Origin of the sequence: Paenibacillus sp. FSL W7-1332 (assembly GCF_037969785.1) — a bacterium.
In the GTDB taxonomy this organism is placed as follows: domain Bacteria; phylum Bacillota; class Bacilli; order Paenibacillales; family Paenibacillaceae; genus Paenibacillus_AQ.
Map to the genome: position 1 here is coordinate 3,313,264 of NZ_CP150209.1, position 15,628 is coordinate 3,328,891.

Consider the following 15,628-nt stretch of genomic DNA (forward strand, 5'->3'; position numbering starts at 1 on the left):
GAGTTAGCCTCTGATAACTGTAACAACAGTAAATTTAGCATAGTTGGCATTCGACTATGGAAGGGAGATTTGTCCATGAAAAAAGGCTTCGTCTCGTTTATCGCCTGCCTGTTGTTTGTTCCGATGTTTACAACGGGGGTGCTGGCGGCTGGAAAAGGACAAGGCAAAGAAGTAAGCACAACGGTGATGTCTTACAATATCCATCACGGAGTTGGATTGGATGAGCAGCTAAGCCTGCAAAGAATCGCCGATGTTATCCGTGATTCCGGCGCAGAGATTGTCGGCCTTCAAGAAGTGGACCGGTTTTACGGGGAACGAAGCGACTTTCAAGACCAAGCGAAGGAATTGGCAGGTTTGCTCGGATATCACTATGCTTATGGTGCGAATCTAGATCTGGAACCTGCGGAAGGTCAGACGAATAACCGCCAGTATGGTACAGCCATCGTAAGCAAGTATCCGATCCTTCGATCCGAGAATGTGCTGCTGAGCAGCTTCGGGAAGGAGCAGCGCGGTGTTCTACACGCTGTTGTCAATCTGAAGGGGATCCACGTGGATGTGTACAACACGCATCTTGGATTGGACGTCACCAGCAGAACGGCACAGGCGGAGGAAATCATTGAGCTTGCATCAGCTTCTGAGGGACCGGCGCTGCTGATGGGCGACTTCAACGCAGAACCAAACAGTTCAGAGTTTAAATTGTTGCTGGACAGCGGTTTATTCGTAAACAGCTTTCAGGGAATCGAAGATGCCTATACGTTTCCTGTAATCAATCCGTCGGCAACGATCGATTACATTCTGACCTCACCAGCTGTTCAGCATTCGAATCAGCGCGTGATCCATACGGAAGCTTCGGATCATCTGCCTATCGCAGCCGAAATATCATTCAAGCGTTAGGCCGTTTGGGTAAGCTTAAAGTTTAGGTTCCTGCATGATATATACAGGACATAACAATGGTCAAGAGGCTACCACTGGGCATTTGCTTGGGGTAGCCTCTTTCATATGAGGAGATGAATCGATATTCTTCCCTTTACAGTTTTTTTACCGTTCTGTCTATATCCACAAAATAGGTTATGCTACGATACAAGCACAAGGAGGGAGCGTGCATGATCATCTGGAGATTACCGCTGGTTGCATTGATGTGCTTGAGCATAACCGTAACGGGGTGCATGCAAGGTGGCAAAGGGCAGGGCTCTGGCCGTATATTTTCACAATCAACGGCATCAGATATGGCTGGTGCCCCAGAAAAGACAAAGCTGAGATTCTGGTCAACAGGGCGTCATGACGCGAATTATATCAAAGAGGTCATTCATCGTTATAACGAGGAGAATAGCGATTTAATTGAGGTTGAGATGACGGTTATGGCAGATGATTTTGCCCAATCGCTTGATTTGTCATTTGCCAGCGAGCAATCACCCGATATCTTTACCCCGATCGATCTCGCTGAAATGACCCGAAAAGGCTATGTGGAGCCGCTCAACCCATATTTAACGCCCGAGATCAGAAACAGGTTCGGGAAGCAAGCCTTCATCGAAGGATACAACGTCTTTGATCCATACATATACAGCCTGCCTAACAGCGGATCAACCTTGCGGCTTATTTATAATGTGGAGCTGTTTAAGCGGGCAGGCATAACCTCCCCTCCGAAATCACTTGACGAGTTGGTGGAGGCGGCAAGTCGAATCACCGAAATTGGAAAAGCGGACGACATTTACGGTTTTGCCCTCCCCTATAAAAATCCTGCCAGCGCTCTCGGCCGGTCAGCCGTTCCGATCGCGGAAATAAGCGGAATCAGCGGCGATGGATATGACTTTTCGACAGGCAGCTATGATTTCTCAGGCTTTATACCGATTATAAGCGCATTTCGGACCATGATGGAGAATGGCAGTACGCTGCCGGGATCGGAATCTCTGGACATCGATCCGCTTCGGGCACAATTTGCCGACGGGAAGATCGGGATGTATCTGTCCTATTCTTCGGAACCCAGCATTTATAAGTATCAGTTTCCTGCGAAGATCCAATGGGGAGCTGCTCTTCCCCCATCGATTGACGGGACCTATAAAGGAGTGATCAACCAGGGCGTTGGAGCGACGAGGTGGTTGTCGATTAGCAGCCAGTCGAAGCATAAGGAGGAAGCTTGGAAGTTTCTCCGTTATATGTATAGCGATGAAGTACTGATTGGGTATCAGGAAGCCGGACTCGGCATTTTGTCCGTGGAGGCGATAGCCGCTAAAGCCAGGAAACCCGATATCGACGGCATCACCAGCTTCTTCCCAGGTGAGTATGACGGAATATGGCCTGCATCGCCTCAAGGATTCAAGCCCAAGGGTAAGGAGTGGGAGGACGAATTCGTAAAGTTCATCATGATCGGAGGGGATCTTGATTCATTGGTTGAGGATCTGAACGCGCGTTACAACGCAGCATTAGATCAGGAACGGGCCGCCGGCAGAGTGGATATGAAAGCCATTCCTTCCTTTGACCCGCTGCATCCTCAGGATGTCTCATGGCTAAGCGATTGATCTACATTAACAAACAACTGCTGCCACAGCCGAAACAAAGAGACGGAGGATGTTGATCAATGCTCTACCGACTATCGTTCAGACGCCGAATCTGGATCGCGTTTATGCTCATTGTCATTTTTGCGGTTACAACCGCAGGCGCGTTAAGCTACATGATCGCGGAGGAAGTTGTAAAGGACAATGCCTATCAGCTTAGTCAGGAAACGATTCATAAAACATCCAAGGTGTTGGATGAGAAGCTGAATCATGTCACGCAAGCGGTTTACTCGATGATGGTCAATACGGCTTACCGAAGAGCGTTGGGGATGGACAGCAGCTACTCGGAGGCGGAGAACTACTATACACATTTGTCCGGGCTGCAATCGGCTTTTGTGCAGACCAAGCTGTATGAACCTATGATCGATTCTATTCTTATCGTCACGCGTGAGGGTGACTATTACCAGACAAGTCAGCAGCGTAACTTCTCCTATTCGTTCTATGATTCGGAGCTGTATACGCATATCAAAAGCGAGAAGCGCAAATTATGGGTGGCCGGTCATGAGGACCGTTTCTTTTCCAGCCGGGAGAACGTCATTTCTTTTGTGATGGAGGGCATACCTTCCCATTATATCGAGGATATTTTCGTTGTAGCGAATGTCAAAATCGACTCGATTCGATCCTTAATTGCCTCGGAGGATAAAAATCGCAAGCAGTTCCATCTCTTGGCCTCCTCCGATGGGAGCGATGTGCTGCTAAACGATTCCATCATCGCGGATACGCTGAAACATGAGCCTAAATACAGGGAGGCCTTGACTGCTGAGCAGGGTAGCTTTGAGTATTCGGATCAAGGTTATGAGTACCTCGTTAACTATACCAAGCTGGGGGGAGTGAAGGAGTGGACGCTATTCAGCTTCCTGCCTAAGTCAGAATTGATGAAGCAAATGGACAGCATCAAGCTGACCATTCTTGGGGTTATCACGGGATGTTTGCTTGTTTCGTTTGCTTTTGCGAATATGCTGACCCGATTGCTCATAAGACCGTTAAGCCACTTGCAATCACTAATGAAACGGGTGGAAATGAGCGATCTTAACGTACGTTATGAAAGCGAATACAATGATGAAATTACGCAGGTCGGTTATCGCTTTAACCGGATGCTGGAAGAGCTTAATGAAATGTTTGATGTTGTGAAGCAGGCAGAGAAGGAAAAACGCCAGTCCGAGATGAAAGCCCTGCAAGCTCAAATTGATCCTCACTTTCTATATAACACGCTGAACACGGTTTACTGGAAGTGCCAGTTGAATCAATTGGAGGATGTTCAGGAAATGGTGCTGTCCTTGTCACAGCTGTTTCAGCTCGGCCTCAATCGCGGCAAGGAGGAGACAACGCTTGCACATGAGCTTCAGCACGTGGAGCAGTATTTAAACATTCAGCAGAAATGCTACGAAACGCTCTTTACCTACATGATCGAGGTTGATCCTTTAGTGGATATGCAGCAGCCGATCTTAAAAATCATACTGCAGCCGCTGGTTGAAAATTCAATCCTGCACGGCTTTAACGATCGCAATGAGGGTGGCTTCATACGGATTCAGGTGAAACAGGATAGCTCTTATCTGTACTTCATCGTTGAAGATAACGGTATGGGGCTGAACGAAAAGAATACAGCTGATCCACTCCTTCGACAACCGTCATCCTCAGCTGGATCGGGTTATGCGTTATATAATGTCCGGTTGCGATTGCAGCTACAGTACGGTAGCTCGGCTGATTTGCACTTGGAGAGCGAACCTAATGTATGTACCCGAGTTTCGATTATCATCCCCCGTTACCCACAACTCGAAGGGAGTTGACTCAAGCCGATGAGCGCAAGAACGACAACCATATGCTTTATTGATGACATTCAGAGTGTCGTTGATGGCATATCCAAGCAAATCAACTGGGAACATCATGGGATATCCGTAAGCGGGACGGCAATCAATGGAGAAGACGGACTCCTGCTGATCACCTCGTGCAAACCGGATATCATCGTGACCGATATTCGAATGCCGAAGCTCGATGGTCTGGAAATGACCCGACGTGTCAAAGAACTGCTGCCTCGCAGCAAGGTCATATTGATGACAGGATTCAGTGATTTTGAATATGCGAAGCAAGCGGTTCAGCTTGGGGCGTTTGACTTCATAACGAAGCCCTTTTCACTGGCTCATATCGAGGAAATTGTCGTAAAGGCCAAAAAAGAAATTGAAGCGATACGAAATCAAGAGGATCATATCGCTGAATTAGAGCAGCGGGTTCAGGAGAGCATGCCGTTCCTGCGTCAGGAATTGTTCACGTTGCTGTTGCATCATAAGGTGAACGAACAGGAGGCGGAGCAGCGGTGGGAATATGTGAAGCCGGATTTGGAGTCCAGGCATTTGCTTGTCATGATTCTTGAAATCGACGGATTTGCTGACAAGCATCGAGATTCGCCGATGAATGAACTGGAGCTTGCCCGGTTTGCATTGAAGAATATTACGGAGGAGACCATCGCTTTGTATACAAAGGGGATGGTATTCCGGGATTCGGCTAACCGCCTAGTGGCGGTGTTGAATACACCGTTATCAGCTTCAGCGGCGGCCATAGCGGAGGCGTGCTGTCAGCATGTCAGATTATATACTTCCTTAACGATTTCAATAGGAATTGGCAGCCCCGTAACGTATATCCATGAATTAAACTCATCGTACGATCAGGCTTTGCATGCCCTGTCATACCATTTCTATACCGGCGGCAACGCGGTGATTTCATACGAAGATATAGCTAATACTGAAATCTCCCTGTCGCGCAGCATACGGGCCGCAGAGCAGGAAATGGTATATGCCATACAATCCGGAAACGTCCGCCAAGCTTTACTGATGCTTGATCATATCCTGACTGAGTTTACGGACAGGTCGCCGCTTCCGAAGCCGGAATACTTCATCAGCTTGTACTATGAGCTGGCGTACATGATGCTAAGGGCGATTCAAGACAAGGTACCCATGAACGAACTATCCGATTTGAACATGATCGTTCGGGAAGGGCGGGTCAGCTCGGAGAGATCCTTAACGGACATGAAGAAGCTTCTGCATAGCATCGTGACGCTAGGCTGTGAACGCATTGAGAATCAGAACCGCTCCGCCGCCGCAAAAATCATCCAGGAAGCCATTCATTATGTGAAGTCCAATTTGGATCAGGACCTCAGCATAAGTACTTGCGCGAAGGCAGTTCATCTAAGCCCAAGTTATTTTGCCGGCTTGTTCAAAAAAGTGACGGGAATGGCATTTAGTCAATTTGTCACTCAAGAACGGATGGAGATGGCCAAACGGCTGCTCTTGGAGGATCGGCAAATCCAGGAGATCGCGGAGTTGCTTGGTTATGTGGAGCGGCGGTATTTTACCGACGTATTTAAAAAATATACGCAGATGACACCATCGGAATTCAAGCAGGCGCACATAAGAAACAACATTTCATTGTAATGGGAGGGATATCGTGACTACCCGCATTGAGAATGCCATTGACTGGCCCGTGTTTATGTCCAGACACGATATGGTGTGGACCACGCGTCCGATCAGCTGGGATGAAGGAGCTTTTCTTGGAAACGGCATGCTCGGAGCGATGATCTACAGTGAAGAACATCGGGATAAACGGAATGTGCTGCGTTTTGTGCTTGGACGTTCCGATATAACCGCATCGCGTCCGGATGCAGAGGCTTTTCCTGTACGCGTGCCTATTGGCGAGCTTGCATTGGAGCTGGAGGGTTGGATTTATCAGCCCTATGAAATGCGGCTGGAGTTATGGAACGCGGAGCTCCGGGCGGTTATACCGACTACGAAGGGTGAAGTCAGAATTCGTGCGCTTGTGCATGCATTGGCGCCTGTACTTGTCTTGGAGCTCGATGCAGATGAAGGTGAACGCCATGCGAAGCTGAAGTGGTACGCCTATCCGGAAGTTGACCCTATTTTGAAGAACGCGGACGGGATCAATCTCAACCAATATATACCTGATACCACCGTTCAGCATATAGAATCCGGTGAGGTATCGACCGGCATACAGGAATATGGAAGCGGGGATGGCTGCACTACGGCTTGGATAACTCACCGTCCTGACCAGACTGAGCAGGGGGTGGAAAGCTCGCATCGCCAGATCTGCATCTTAACCGTAATGAATGGCACGGACGATTTCGTTCGTGATCAGGCGATACGGGAACTTCGGGCTGTGCCGAACTCACCCTCAGGCTGGGAAGCTTGGATTCATAAGCATCGCAGGTGGTGGCATTATTACTATCCGGAAAGCTTCATTTCCATACCGGATCAGCAGTTGGAAAGCTTTTACTGGATACAGATGTATAAGCTTGCGTCTGCGACCCGGGCAGACTCATTCCCTATCGATAATCAGGGGCCGTGGCTCACATCGACGCCATGGCCTGGACTATGGTTCAATATGAACGTTCAGATGAGTTACTCTCCGATCTATACGGCCAATCGACTCCATCTGGGCATGTCGCTGATTCGTTCTTTGGAGGGGCATCAGGATCAATTGATCCGTAATGTTCCCGAAGCATACCGTGCAGACTCGGCAGGACTTGGTCGAAGCTCAAGCTATGATCTGAACAGTCCGGTTACGGATGAGGTGGGGAATTTAACTTGGGTGATGCATAACTGCTGGCGTCATTACCGTTATGCCATGGATGATCAAATGCTGCGAAGCCTGGTATATCCTCTTCTGCGGCGCAGTGTGGGTTTATATTTGCATCTTCTTGAGGAAGGGCAGGACGGCCGTCTACACTTACCTCCCACAGTCTCACCGGAATACGGGTCCTTTAAGCAGGTGAAGACAACTGATACTCATTATGATTTAGCGCTGCTGCGCTGGGGATGTGAAACGTTGATCCGCATGGCGGATCAGCTTGGTGTTCATGACCCGCTTCATGACAGGTGGCGGGAAGTGCTAGAGCGCTTGGTACCTTTCCCGGTCGATTCATCCGGTTATATGATCGGCGAGGGTCAGCGTATGGAATTCGGACACCGTCATTTCAGCCATATGCTGGCGGCCTTTCCACTGCATATCGTCGGCGATACCGAAGAGGAGAAGGAGCTGATTCTTCGCTCGCTTCGGCATTGGATCGGCCTTGAAGGAGATTTGCGCGGTTTCAGCTTTACCGGAGCCGCCTCCATCGCGGCCAAGTTAGGTTTAGGAGATGAAGCTCTCGCGTATTTGCGAAGTTTAATGCATCTCATTAAGCCGAACACCATGTATAAAGAAGCGGGACCGGTCATCGAAACACCGCTGGCCGGGGCGGAGTCGATCCAAGATATGCTGCTTCAGAGCAGAGGGGAGCGGATCTATGTATTCCCTGCAGTCCCTAAAGAGTGGCCGGAGTCGGTATTCCATCAGCTGCGGGCAGAAGGAGGCTTTCTTGTTAGCGCAGCTCGGGAGGAAGGGCGCACAGCTTGGATACATATTTGCAGTCTTGCCGGAGAGCCCTGCCGGATCGTAACGGATATGGCCTCATCTGCGGACGACGACCTGGTTATTGACATCGGGGGAATCACGAGGAAGTGTCCAATCCAGGCAGACGGGACGATCGATCTGGCTATGAAGCCTGGTGAGGAAGCTTATATTTACAGAGCCGATGGGAGCGGATCCACTCGATTCCGCATCTCGCCTGTCCCTGCTGAGAAGGGCAAATGCAATCTGTTTGGCAGTCGTAAACCGTGGAGATTGTATGGGATTCCCCAATAATCGGTAGATCATCGTAAAAACCTGCAACCGTTCTCGTCTCAAGAGCAGCCTTATCCCTATGAAGGCTGCTCTTGTTATCACCAAAGGCTGTAAGGAGGAAAATCATATGTTCAGCATCCTTCGCAAATATAATCGCAGCGTCATTGTGGCGTGGCTGTTCTCTTATGTCACCGTATTAATGGTGCCGATTGTGATCAGCTTTGTGCTGTATTCATTCTCATACCACCAAGTGAAGAGCGAGACCAATCGGGCAAACGAATTGCTTCTTCAGCAGATGGAAATGTCCATTGACAGCAAGCTGAAAAGCCTGGAGCGTTTAAGTCTGGAAATCGCGCTAAACAAAGGGATATCGGCATTTTCCAGCGTGGAGTTACCACTTCGAGATCACCAGTATTACGATGTGTTCAGCATATCGGAAAGCCTGCGAACTTATAAAAATGCAAACGATTCAATTGAGGATATTTACGTCATGTATTTGAACAGTGATACGGTGATTTCAACCTATGGCCACACAAGCGGCATGGGCCTCTATCAAAAACTGCGGCGAAATGACGAACCCTCCTATGAGAAGTGGATGGGACTGTTTGAGCAAAGATATGTAAACGGTTACAAATCTATGGAGTTTCAAGATGGCCTTCAGAGCTTCCCGGTGGTTGTATTTGCTCATTCCCTTGTATTTAATTCCCCTGCACAGCCCCCTGCTGTTGTCCTGTTCTTGATCAAGGATTCGAAGCTCATCGAGAGCGTTCCCCTGCAAAAGGATGCGAGTATGTTCATTATCGATACGGATAGTCAGTATATCGCTGCATCACGACAGGATCCGACCGTACCTGCTGGCCTGAATTATGAGCAGCTTCAAGGAGATAGCGGAATGATCTACATGGACTCGGGCGAGGGGAGGTTCGCCGTTTCCTATATTACGTCGCAAGTAACCGGATGGAAATATGTATCCGTACTGCCAGCAGCATTATTTAATGAGAAGATGAAAGATTTACGTCATCTGACATGGATCAGCATCGCCCTGAGCTTGTTTATCGGAGGGATAGTTACAGTATTGTTCTTACGCAGAAACTATATGCCGGTTCAATTGATGCTGCAAAGTTTATCCAAGCAATTCGGTCTGAGGTTTGACGCGGGAGCCAACGAATACTCGTTCCTGCAGGGGACGATTCAGCAGCATTTTCATGAAAAGGCAGATATGCAAACGGCGTTTCACAAACATCGCAATACAATACGAGCGCATTTATTGCGGCGTCTGTTAATGGGGTACTCCGATCATGATCAGTCTCTCCATACCACGCTGCCTGCTCAGGATATTCAGTTTCATTCCAACCGATCTGTCGTCCTGCTGATATCGATTGATCATTATGGCAAGTTTGAGCAGTTTGGCATTCACGGGCTCCCGGATCAGAAGCAGCAAATGCTTTATTTCATATTGACTAACGTGCTTGAGGATACGGCTTCCGATGAAGCGCTCGTTTTTACAACAGAAGTGAACGATGCGCTTGCTTGTGTCGTTAACTTCAAAGCGAGCTTGTCAGAGGAGCAGGAGCAATGTGTGTTGAATCGAATACTGGCTCAGGTTCGCGAATTCATGCGAAAGCATATTGAAGCAGAGCTTACGGTGGCTGTGGGTCAGGTTCACTCGAGTTTGCATGGCATTGCCCTTTCTTATCAAGAAGCACAGGCCGCACTTGAATACCGGATTGTGATGGGGAGCGGACAGTTCATCCCATATACGGACACGCTTTCTGACAAGAGTATGCAAACCCGTCAATTTTATTATCCTTTGAGTGTCGAGCAGCAGTTTATAGGCTTGGTGAAGAGCGGGAGCTACGACAAAGCAGAAGCCATTTTGGATGATATATTCCAAGCCAATTTTTCAAAGCATCCGGTTTCGGTACCAATCGCCAAATGCCTGATGTACAACCTGGCAAGCACGATGCTGAATACGCTTGAGGAAGTGAAAGCGGGCAGCAAGCGAACATATGAAGAGCAATTCATCGATGCGGATCTATTGCTTGAGTGCGATCATGTTCCGGAGATGAAGGAGCGGATGAAACAGATGCTTTCGCAAGTCTGTGAATGGATTCTGGCCGAGAAACGGAATCATCACCGTTATTTAATCGAAGATGTCTCGCAGTATGTCCAAGAGCATCTGTATGACCCGAAATTGAATATTTCAATGATTGGCGACGCTTTTCAGATGACCCCCTCGTATGTATCGAGACTGTACAAGGAATTTACAGGAGAAGCCTTGCTGGATACCATTAACCGCCTCCGCCTGTCTAAAGCAAAAGAACTGCTAGTTCTGCAAAAGCTTACCGTCATTGAAATCGCTAACCAGGTCGGTTACTCGGATGTCAGCACGTTCCTGCGAATCTTTAAAAAATTCGAAGGAGTGACCCCCGGGAAATATCAAAAAGCCGCACTGTAAACCCGGATTTTGGAGGGAAATCCATCGATTTTTAAGGAATTGCCTGCGATTTTAGATTTTGTCTATGGTCAGGGACGCGGGTTTTATTGAACAATGACATCGGATAGGGCATCATGCTGGCCTAACCGCTACCTTAATCTTACAATCGGGGGAATGATGATGGTTCAACGTTTGCTGGTCAAAGACAGCTTGTTGCGAAATGTAAAGTCAGGACTGACCGCCATATTGTTAACAAGTCTGGTGCTTGCGGGATGTTCGTCGGGAAGTAAGAATGACACGCCGGATGCTAAGCCGAACGAGGCCGGGAAGGGTACAGCCACTGCAATCGGTTCATCGTATCCGCTAAATACAACCGAATCGATCACGTCATGGGAAATCTTGAACATGAATGCGGTAACCTTCTATTCCAACCTGGCCGATACGCCGTTTGGGAAAGCGCTAGCCGAAAAAACAGGAGTTCAGGTGGAGTATATTCATCCTAATGATCAGCAGACGGCGGAGCAGTTCAATCTAATGATCGCGTCCGATGAGCTTCCCGATGTCATTGAATACGATTGGACCGGACGAAGTGCGGGCTCTTATCCGGGCGGACCGGAGAAAGCCATTCAGGACGGTGTCATCCTGGAGCTTAATGATCTGATTGATCAATATGCCCCGAACTTGAAGAAGAAACTTGAAGCGGATCCGATGCTTGATCAAATGGTCAAGACAGATAGCGGCAAATATTATGTATTTCCCATGATTCGCAATCCATCCGGTCTCGTCTTCCGCGGTCCCATGATCCGTCAGGATTGGCTGGATGAGCTTGGTCTTCCAGTTCCAACGACCATAGAGGAGTGGGAGAAGACGTTAATTGCCTTTCGTGACGAGAAGGGTGCCAAAGCACCGCTAAGTGTCACTTACACCGGAGGGAACTTTGAGATCCGCGATGCTTTCATCGGAGCTTATCGCACCTCAAACTCCTTCTATGTCGACGATGAAGGAAAGGTGAGGTATGGTCCCATAGATCCGCAGTATAAAGATTTTCTGGCCTTATTCCGCAAGTGGTTTACGGAAGGATTGTTTGACAAGGACTTTGCGCTCACCGATACCAAAGCGTTGGACAACAAGATTCTCACCGGGCAGACCGGCGCAACGGTGCATCTTCTCAGCGGCGGCATGGGTAAATGGATGGATGCTATGAAGGCGCAGGATCCGAAATTCAAGCTGGTAGGAGCTCCGTATCCAACTCTCAATAAAGACGAAGTTCCCTTTATCGGACAACGGGATTTCAAGTACAATCCGGGACCAAGCAAAGCCATCACAACCGCCGCCAAAAATCCGGAATTGATCGTACGCTGGCTGGATTATGCCTACAGCGATGAGGGCGCGATGCTCTACAACTTCGGCATTGAAGGGGAGAGCTACACGATGGAGAACGGGACTCCCGTGTATACCGATTTGATTAAAAACAATGAGAAATATAGTCTGCAGCAGATGGTATCGCAGTATTCCAAGCCCAATGGACCTTACGAAGCGGATGAACGCCGGAATTGGAATACGTTCCCTGAGCAGGATGAGGCCGTGAAAGTATGGGCAAAGACGGATGCCGAGAAGCATATACTGCCTGGCTTCCTGACGCCAACCGTCGAAGAAAGCAAGGAGCTTGGCAAGATTCTAACCGAAGTAAGCAACTATAAAGAGGAAATGTTTGTTAAGTTCATTGTCGGCAAGGAGCCGATGGAGAGTTATGAGAAATACGTGGAGCAAATCAAGAAGCTGGGGATTGAACGTGCGGTTGAGATCTATCAAAGCGCTCTGGATCGATATAACAGCAGATAATGAATTGCGAGGGGAATGGAGCGAGCTCTCATCCCCTCGCTAACTTGAACCTTCAATAGACAGAACATAAGGAGTGAGCACGGCATGGCGAAACTTCCGCCTCCGACACGCACGTCAATTCCTTCTAACTCGGCAGGACTGGATCCTCGAAATTGGGGCTTGTTAAAGGACATTAGTAAAAATCGTTTCCTGTACATCATGTTAATCCCGGTACTCCTATACTTTGCGGTTTTTCATTATTTCCCCATGTACGGGGCGTCCATCGCCTTTAAGGAGTTCTCTCCACGTCTTGGCATCATGGGTAGTCCATGGGCCGGCTGGGAGCATTTCGAATCGTTTTTTAACGGCATTTATTTCTGGCGGGTCGTCAAAAATACGCTGTTAATCAGCTTTTATGAGCTCCTCTTTGGCTTTCCGGCACCCATTATATTGGCGCTTCTGCTAAACGAGGTGAGGAAAACCGCATTCAAACGCACGGTTCAAACCATAACGTATATGCCGCATTTTATTTCGCTGGTCGTTGTTTGCGGCATTATTAAGGAATTCACGATGAGTGACGGGTTAATCAACGATATTTTGGCTTTTTTCGGATGGGAACGGGTCTCTCTTCTGCTGGAGTCTGAATATTTCCGGACCCTCTTCGTAACCTCCGGAATTTGGCAGAACATCGGTTGGGGGACCATCATCTATCTTGCCGCCCTGGCCGGTATCGACCAGGAACAATATGAGGCCGCGAAGATTGATGGAGCCAATCGGTGGAGGCAGATGTTGAATGTGACTTTGCCAGGGATCATGCCTACGATTATCATCCTGTTCATTCTTGAAATCGGGAGGCTGATGAACGTTGGCAGCGAGAAAATCATCCTGCTCTACAACCCGTCAACCTACGATACGGCAGACGTGATCAGCTCCTATGTGTACCGGGTGGGGCTGCAGGAATTCAATTACAGCTTCAGCTCGGCGGTAGGGTTGTTCAATTCGGCCATTAATTTCACGCTTGTTATAGGCTCAAACTGGCTGAGCCGCAGAATGAATAAAACCAGCTTGTGGTAGGAGGTGAGGGGAATGGAATGGAGAGCCGGGAATCGATCGGTTGGTGAAAAGCTGTTTGATGTTTTGAATTACGTCTTGTTGACCGTAATCACCTTATGTACGTTATATCCATTGATATACGTGCTGTTTGCTTCCTTGAGCGATCCAACCCGTTACATGCAGCATTCGGGGATTCTATGGAAGCCGCTGGATACAACATTTAATGCATACCGGCTCGTGTTTGACAATCCGATGATTATACAAGGATACGTGAATACGTTTTTAATCGTTTCGGGCGGTTTGGTGCTCAATATCACGTTGACAGCGTTCGGAGCGTATGCGCTGTCCCGTAAGGGTTTGCGATATCGCAAGCAGCTGATGCTGTTTATCGTATTCACCATGTTCTTCAGCGGCGGTTTAATTCCGCTGTATTTTACAGTGAAAGGCCTGGAGCTCACCAATACGCTGTGGTCCTTGATTATCCCTCAGGCTATATCTGCTTTTAATCTGATTATTATGAGAACGGCTTTTGAGGCGGTGCCTGATAGTCTGGAGGAATCGGCAAAGATTGATGGAGCCAATGAGTTCGTCATCCTATTCCGGATCATGATGCCGCTGTGCATGCCGGTCATCGCCGTGATGCTGCTGTATTACGGAGTCAGCCACTGGAACTCGTGGTTTCAGGCCATGATCTATTTGCAGGATCGCTCCTTGTACCCGCTTCAGCTCGTCCTGCGAGAGCTGCTGCTTCTCAATGATGCAAGCTCCATGGCAAGCGGAGCGAGCGGAGGAGAGGTTGCCGTTATCGGCGAAACGCTCAAGCATGCAACCATTATCGTGGCAACGGTACCGATTCTGCTGGTCTATCCGTTTCTGCAGAAGTACTTTGTGAAAGGTGCCCTAATTGGTGCCATTAAAGGATAACGACAGGAGGATATGATGAGTAAATTAAAGATTCAACATGAACTCGACTTGGATATGTGGTGGAACGCTGCGCGGTTGAAGGTGGACCGGATGCTGGCTAGAGAGCCTGAACTTGCACCCCATGCAGCCAAGGATGGGGAATACGACGGCTTGACCTTGGACAACTGGATATCGGGGTTTTGGCCGGGAACGCTGTGGATTTTTTACGATATGACCCGGGATGCGAAGTATAAGGAAGCGGCGTGGGAGTGGGACATACGGATGGAACGATTGACCTTAGAAGAGAGTCGCTTCCATCATGATGTCGGGTTTCAGTATTTGCCGACAGCCGTATTGAAATATAAGCTAACCGGAGATGCCGATGGCAGAAGACGAGGACTTGCGGCGGCTAACTTTCTGGCCGGACGATTTAACTTGGCTGGCCAGTACATCAGGGCATGGAACAAGGATCTCCCGGGTTGGGCTATTATCGATTGCCTCATGAACCTGTCCCTCTTGTACTGGGCTTCCGAAGAAGGTGAAGACCCGAGATTCCGCCACGTGGCGAATGCTCATGCGAATATGGCTTTGGAGCATATGATCCGTGCCGATGGATCCACCTGTCATGTGGCCGTGTTTGATACGGAAAGCGGGGAATTGCTGGAGTATAAGGGTTGGCAGGGCTATGCCCCGGAATCCTGCTGGTCGAGAGGGAATGCGTGGGCGCTGTACGGGATGGCTAACGCTTACCGTTTTACGAACAACAAGAATTTTCTGTATGCCGCCGAGCGGGTAGCTCATCATTTTATAGCTTCTTTGCAGGGGCACGGGGTGCCGCCATGGGACTTCCGGGTACCGAATCCCGATACTGAGCCACGTGACACCTCCGCAGCGGCCATTGCTGCTTCCGGATTGTTGGAGCTCGCTGCCTTGACCACTCCGGAGGTTGGGGCTGTATACCGGACAGCCGCTGAGCGAATCGTTCTGGCATTATCGACGGAGTATGCAGCATTTCAAGTCCATGAGCATGAGGGAATCCTGTTTGGCGGAACCGGCCATAAGCCAGCGGACACCAATATCAATGTGTCGCTAATTTATGGGGATTATTATTATATCGAGGCTCTGGCGAAGCTTCGGGGCTGGGTTCATCGCGTATTCTGATTGGTTATGGTTATGGGCGTTAATATTCGAA

10 protein-coding genes are annotated in these 15,628 nt (G+C 48.9%); all 10 read left to right on the plus strand.

Going from position 1 to position 15,628, the window contains the following annotated elements; translation table 11 throughout:
* The first annotated feature begins 75 nt into the window (after positions 1 to 75).
* The 10 genes from MKX98_RS14805 (at position 76) to MKX98_RS14850 (ending at position 15,597) form a co-directional block, all read left to right on the plus strand.
* Positions 76 to 894 carry an endonuclease/exonuclease/phosphatase family protein gene (locus MKX98_RS14805; RefSeq protein WP_339223784.1) on the plus strand — a complete coding sequence of 273 codons (819 nt, stop codon included), beginning with the start codon at positions 76 to 78 and terminating at the stop codon, positions 892 to 894.
* 209 nt (positions 895 to 1,103) lie between these two features.
* Positions 1,104 to 2,516 (plus strand): extracellular solute-binding protein, encoded by a 1,413-nt coding sequence (locus MKX98_RS14810; protein WP_339223786.1) that lies wholly within the window; start codon positions 1,104 to 1,106, stop codon positions 2,514 to 2,516.
* A gap of 59 nt (positions 2,517 to 2,575) precedes the next feature.
* Positions 2,576 to 4,339 carry a sensor histidine kinase gene (locus MKX98_RS14815; protein WP_339223788.1) on the plus strand — a complete coding sequence of 588 codons (1,764 nt, stop codon included), beginning with the start codon at positions 2,576 to 2,578 and terminating at the stop codon, positions 4,337 to 4,339.
* Between the two features lie 9 nt (positions 4,340 to 4,348).
* Positions 4,349 to 5,977 carry a response regulator gene (locus MKX98_RS14820; RefSeq protein WP_339223789.1) on the plus strand — a complete coding sequence of 543 codons (1,629 nt, stop codon included), beginning with the start codon at positions 4,349 to 4,351 and terminating at the stop codon, positions 5,975 to 5,977.
* Between the two features lie 13 nt (positions 5,978 to 5,990).
* Positions 5,991 to 8,243 carry a glycoside hydrolase family 95-like protein gene (locus tag MKX98_RS14825; RefSeq protein ID WP_339223791.1) on the plus strand — a complete coding sequence of 751 codons (2,253 nt, stop codon included), beginning with the start codon at positions 5,991 to 5,993 and terminating at the stop codon, positions 8,241 to 8,243.
* A 106-nt stretch (positions 8,244 to 8,349) separates the two neighbouring features.
* A complete protein-coding gene (locus MKX98_RS14830) occupies positions 8,350 to 10,680 on the plus strand; it encodes a helix-turn-helix domain-containing protein (protein ID WP_339223793.1) in 2,331 nt (776 codons plus the stop codon).
* A 153-nt stretch (positions 10,681 to 10,833) separates the two neighbouring features.
* Positions 10,834 to 12,501, plus strand: a complete 1,668-nt coding sequence (locus MKX98_RS14835) for an extracellular solute-binding protein (protein ID WP_339223795.1) — start codon at positions 10,834 to 10,836, stop codon at positions 12,499 to 12,501.
* 84 nt (positions 12,502 to 12,585) lie between these two features.
* Positions 12,586 to 13,554: an ABC transporter permease subunit gene (locus tag MKX98_RS14840; RefSeq protein WP_071220961.1), complete on the plus strand. Its 969-nt coding sequence runs from the start codon at positions 12,586 to 12,588 to the stop codon at positions 13,552 to 13,554.
* A 12-nt stretch (positions 13,555 to 13,566) separates the two neighbouring features.
* Complete coding sequence (locus tag MKX98_RS14845) at positions 13,567 to 14,457, plus strand: carbohydrate ABC transporter permease (RefSeq protein WP_339223797.1); 891 nt, start codon at positions 13,567 to 13,569, stop codon at positions 14,455 to 14,457.
* 12 nt (positions 14,458 to 14,469) lie between these two features.
* Positions 14,470 to 15,597 carry a glycoside hydrolase family 88 protein gene (locus MKX98_RS14850; RefSeq protein ID WP_339223799.1) on the plus strand — a complete coding sequence of 376 codons (1,128 nt, stop codon included), beginning with the start codon at positions 14,470 to 14,472 and terminating at the stop codon, positions 15,595 to 15,597.
* Positions 15,598 to 15,628 lie beyond the last annotated feature (31 nt).

What these genes read in the sequence shown, in the direction of transcription:
- MKX98_RS14830 (WP_339223793.1), top strand. Translation starts at nt 8,350, where the DNA reads ATGTTCAGCATCCTTCGCAAATATAATCGCAGCGTCATTGTGGCGTGG.
- MKX98_RS14815 (WP_339223788.1), top strand. Translation starts at nt 2,576, where the DNA reads ATGCTCTACCGACTATCGTTCAGACGCCGAATCTGGATCGCGTTTATG.
- MKX98_RS14845 (WP_339223797.1), top strand. Translation starts at nt 13,567, where the DNA reads ATGGAATGGAGAGCCGGGAATCGATCGGTTGGTGAAAAGCTGTTTGAT.
- MKX98_RS14835 (WP_339223795.1), top strand. Translation starts at nt 10,834, where the DNA reads ATGATGATGGTTCAACGTTTGCTGGTCAAAGACAGCTTGTTGCGAAAT.
- MKX98_RS14805 (WP_339223784.1), top strand. Translation starts at nt 76, where the DNA reads ATGAAAAAAGGCTTCGTCTCGTTTATCGCCTGCCTGTTGTTTGTTCCG.
- MKX98_RS14810 (WP_339223786.1), top strand. Translation starts at nt 1,104, where the DNA reads ATGATCATCTGGAGATTACCGCTGGTTGCATTGATGTGCTTGAGCATA.
- MKX98_RS14820 (WP_339223789.1), top strand. Translation starts at nt 4,349, where the DNA reads ATGAGCGCAAGAACGACAACCATATGCTTTATTGATGACATTCAGAGT.
- MKX98_RS14850 (WP_339223799.1), top strand. Translation starts at nt 14,470, where the DNA reads ATGATGAGTAAATTAAAGATTCAACATGAACTCGACTTGGATATGTGG.
- MKX98_RS14840 (WP_071220961.1), top strand. Translation starts at nt 12,586, where the DNA reads ATGGCGAAACTTCCGCCTCCGACACGCACGTCAATTCCTTCTAACTCG.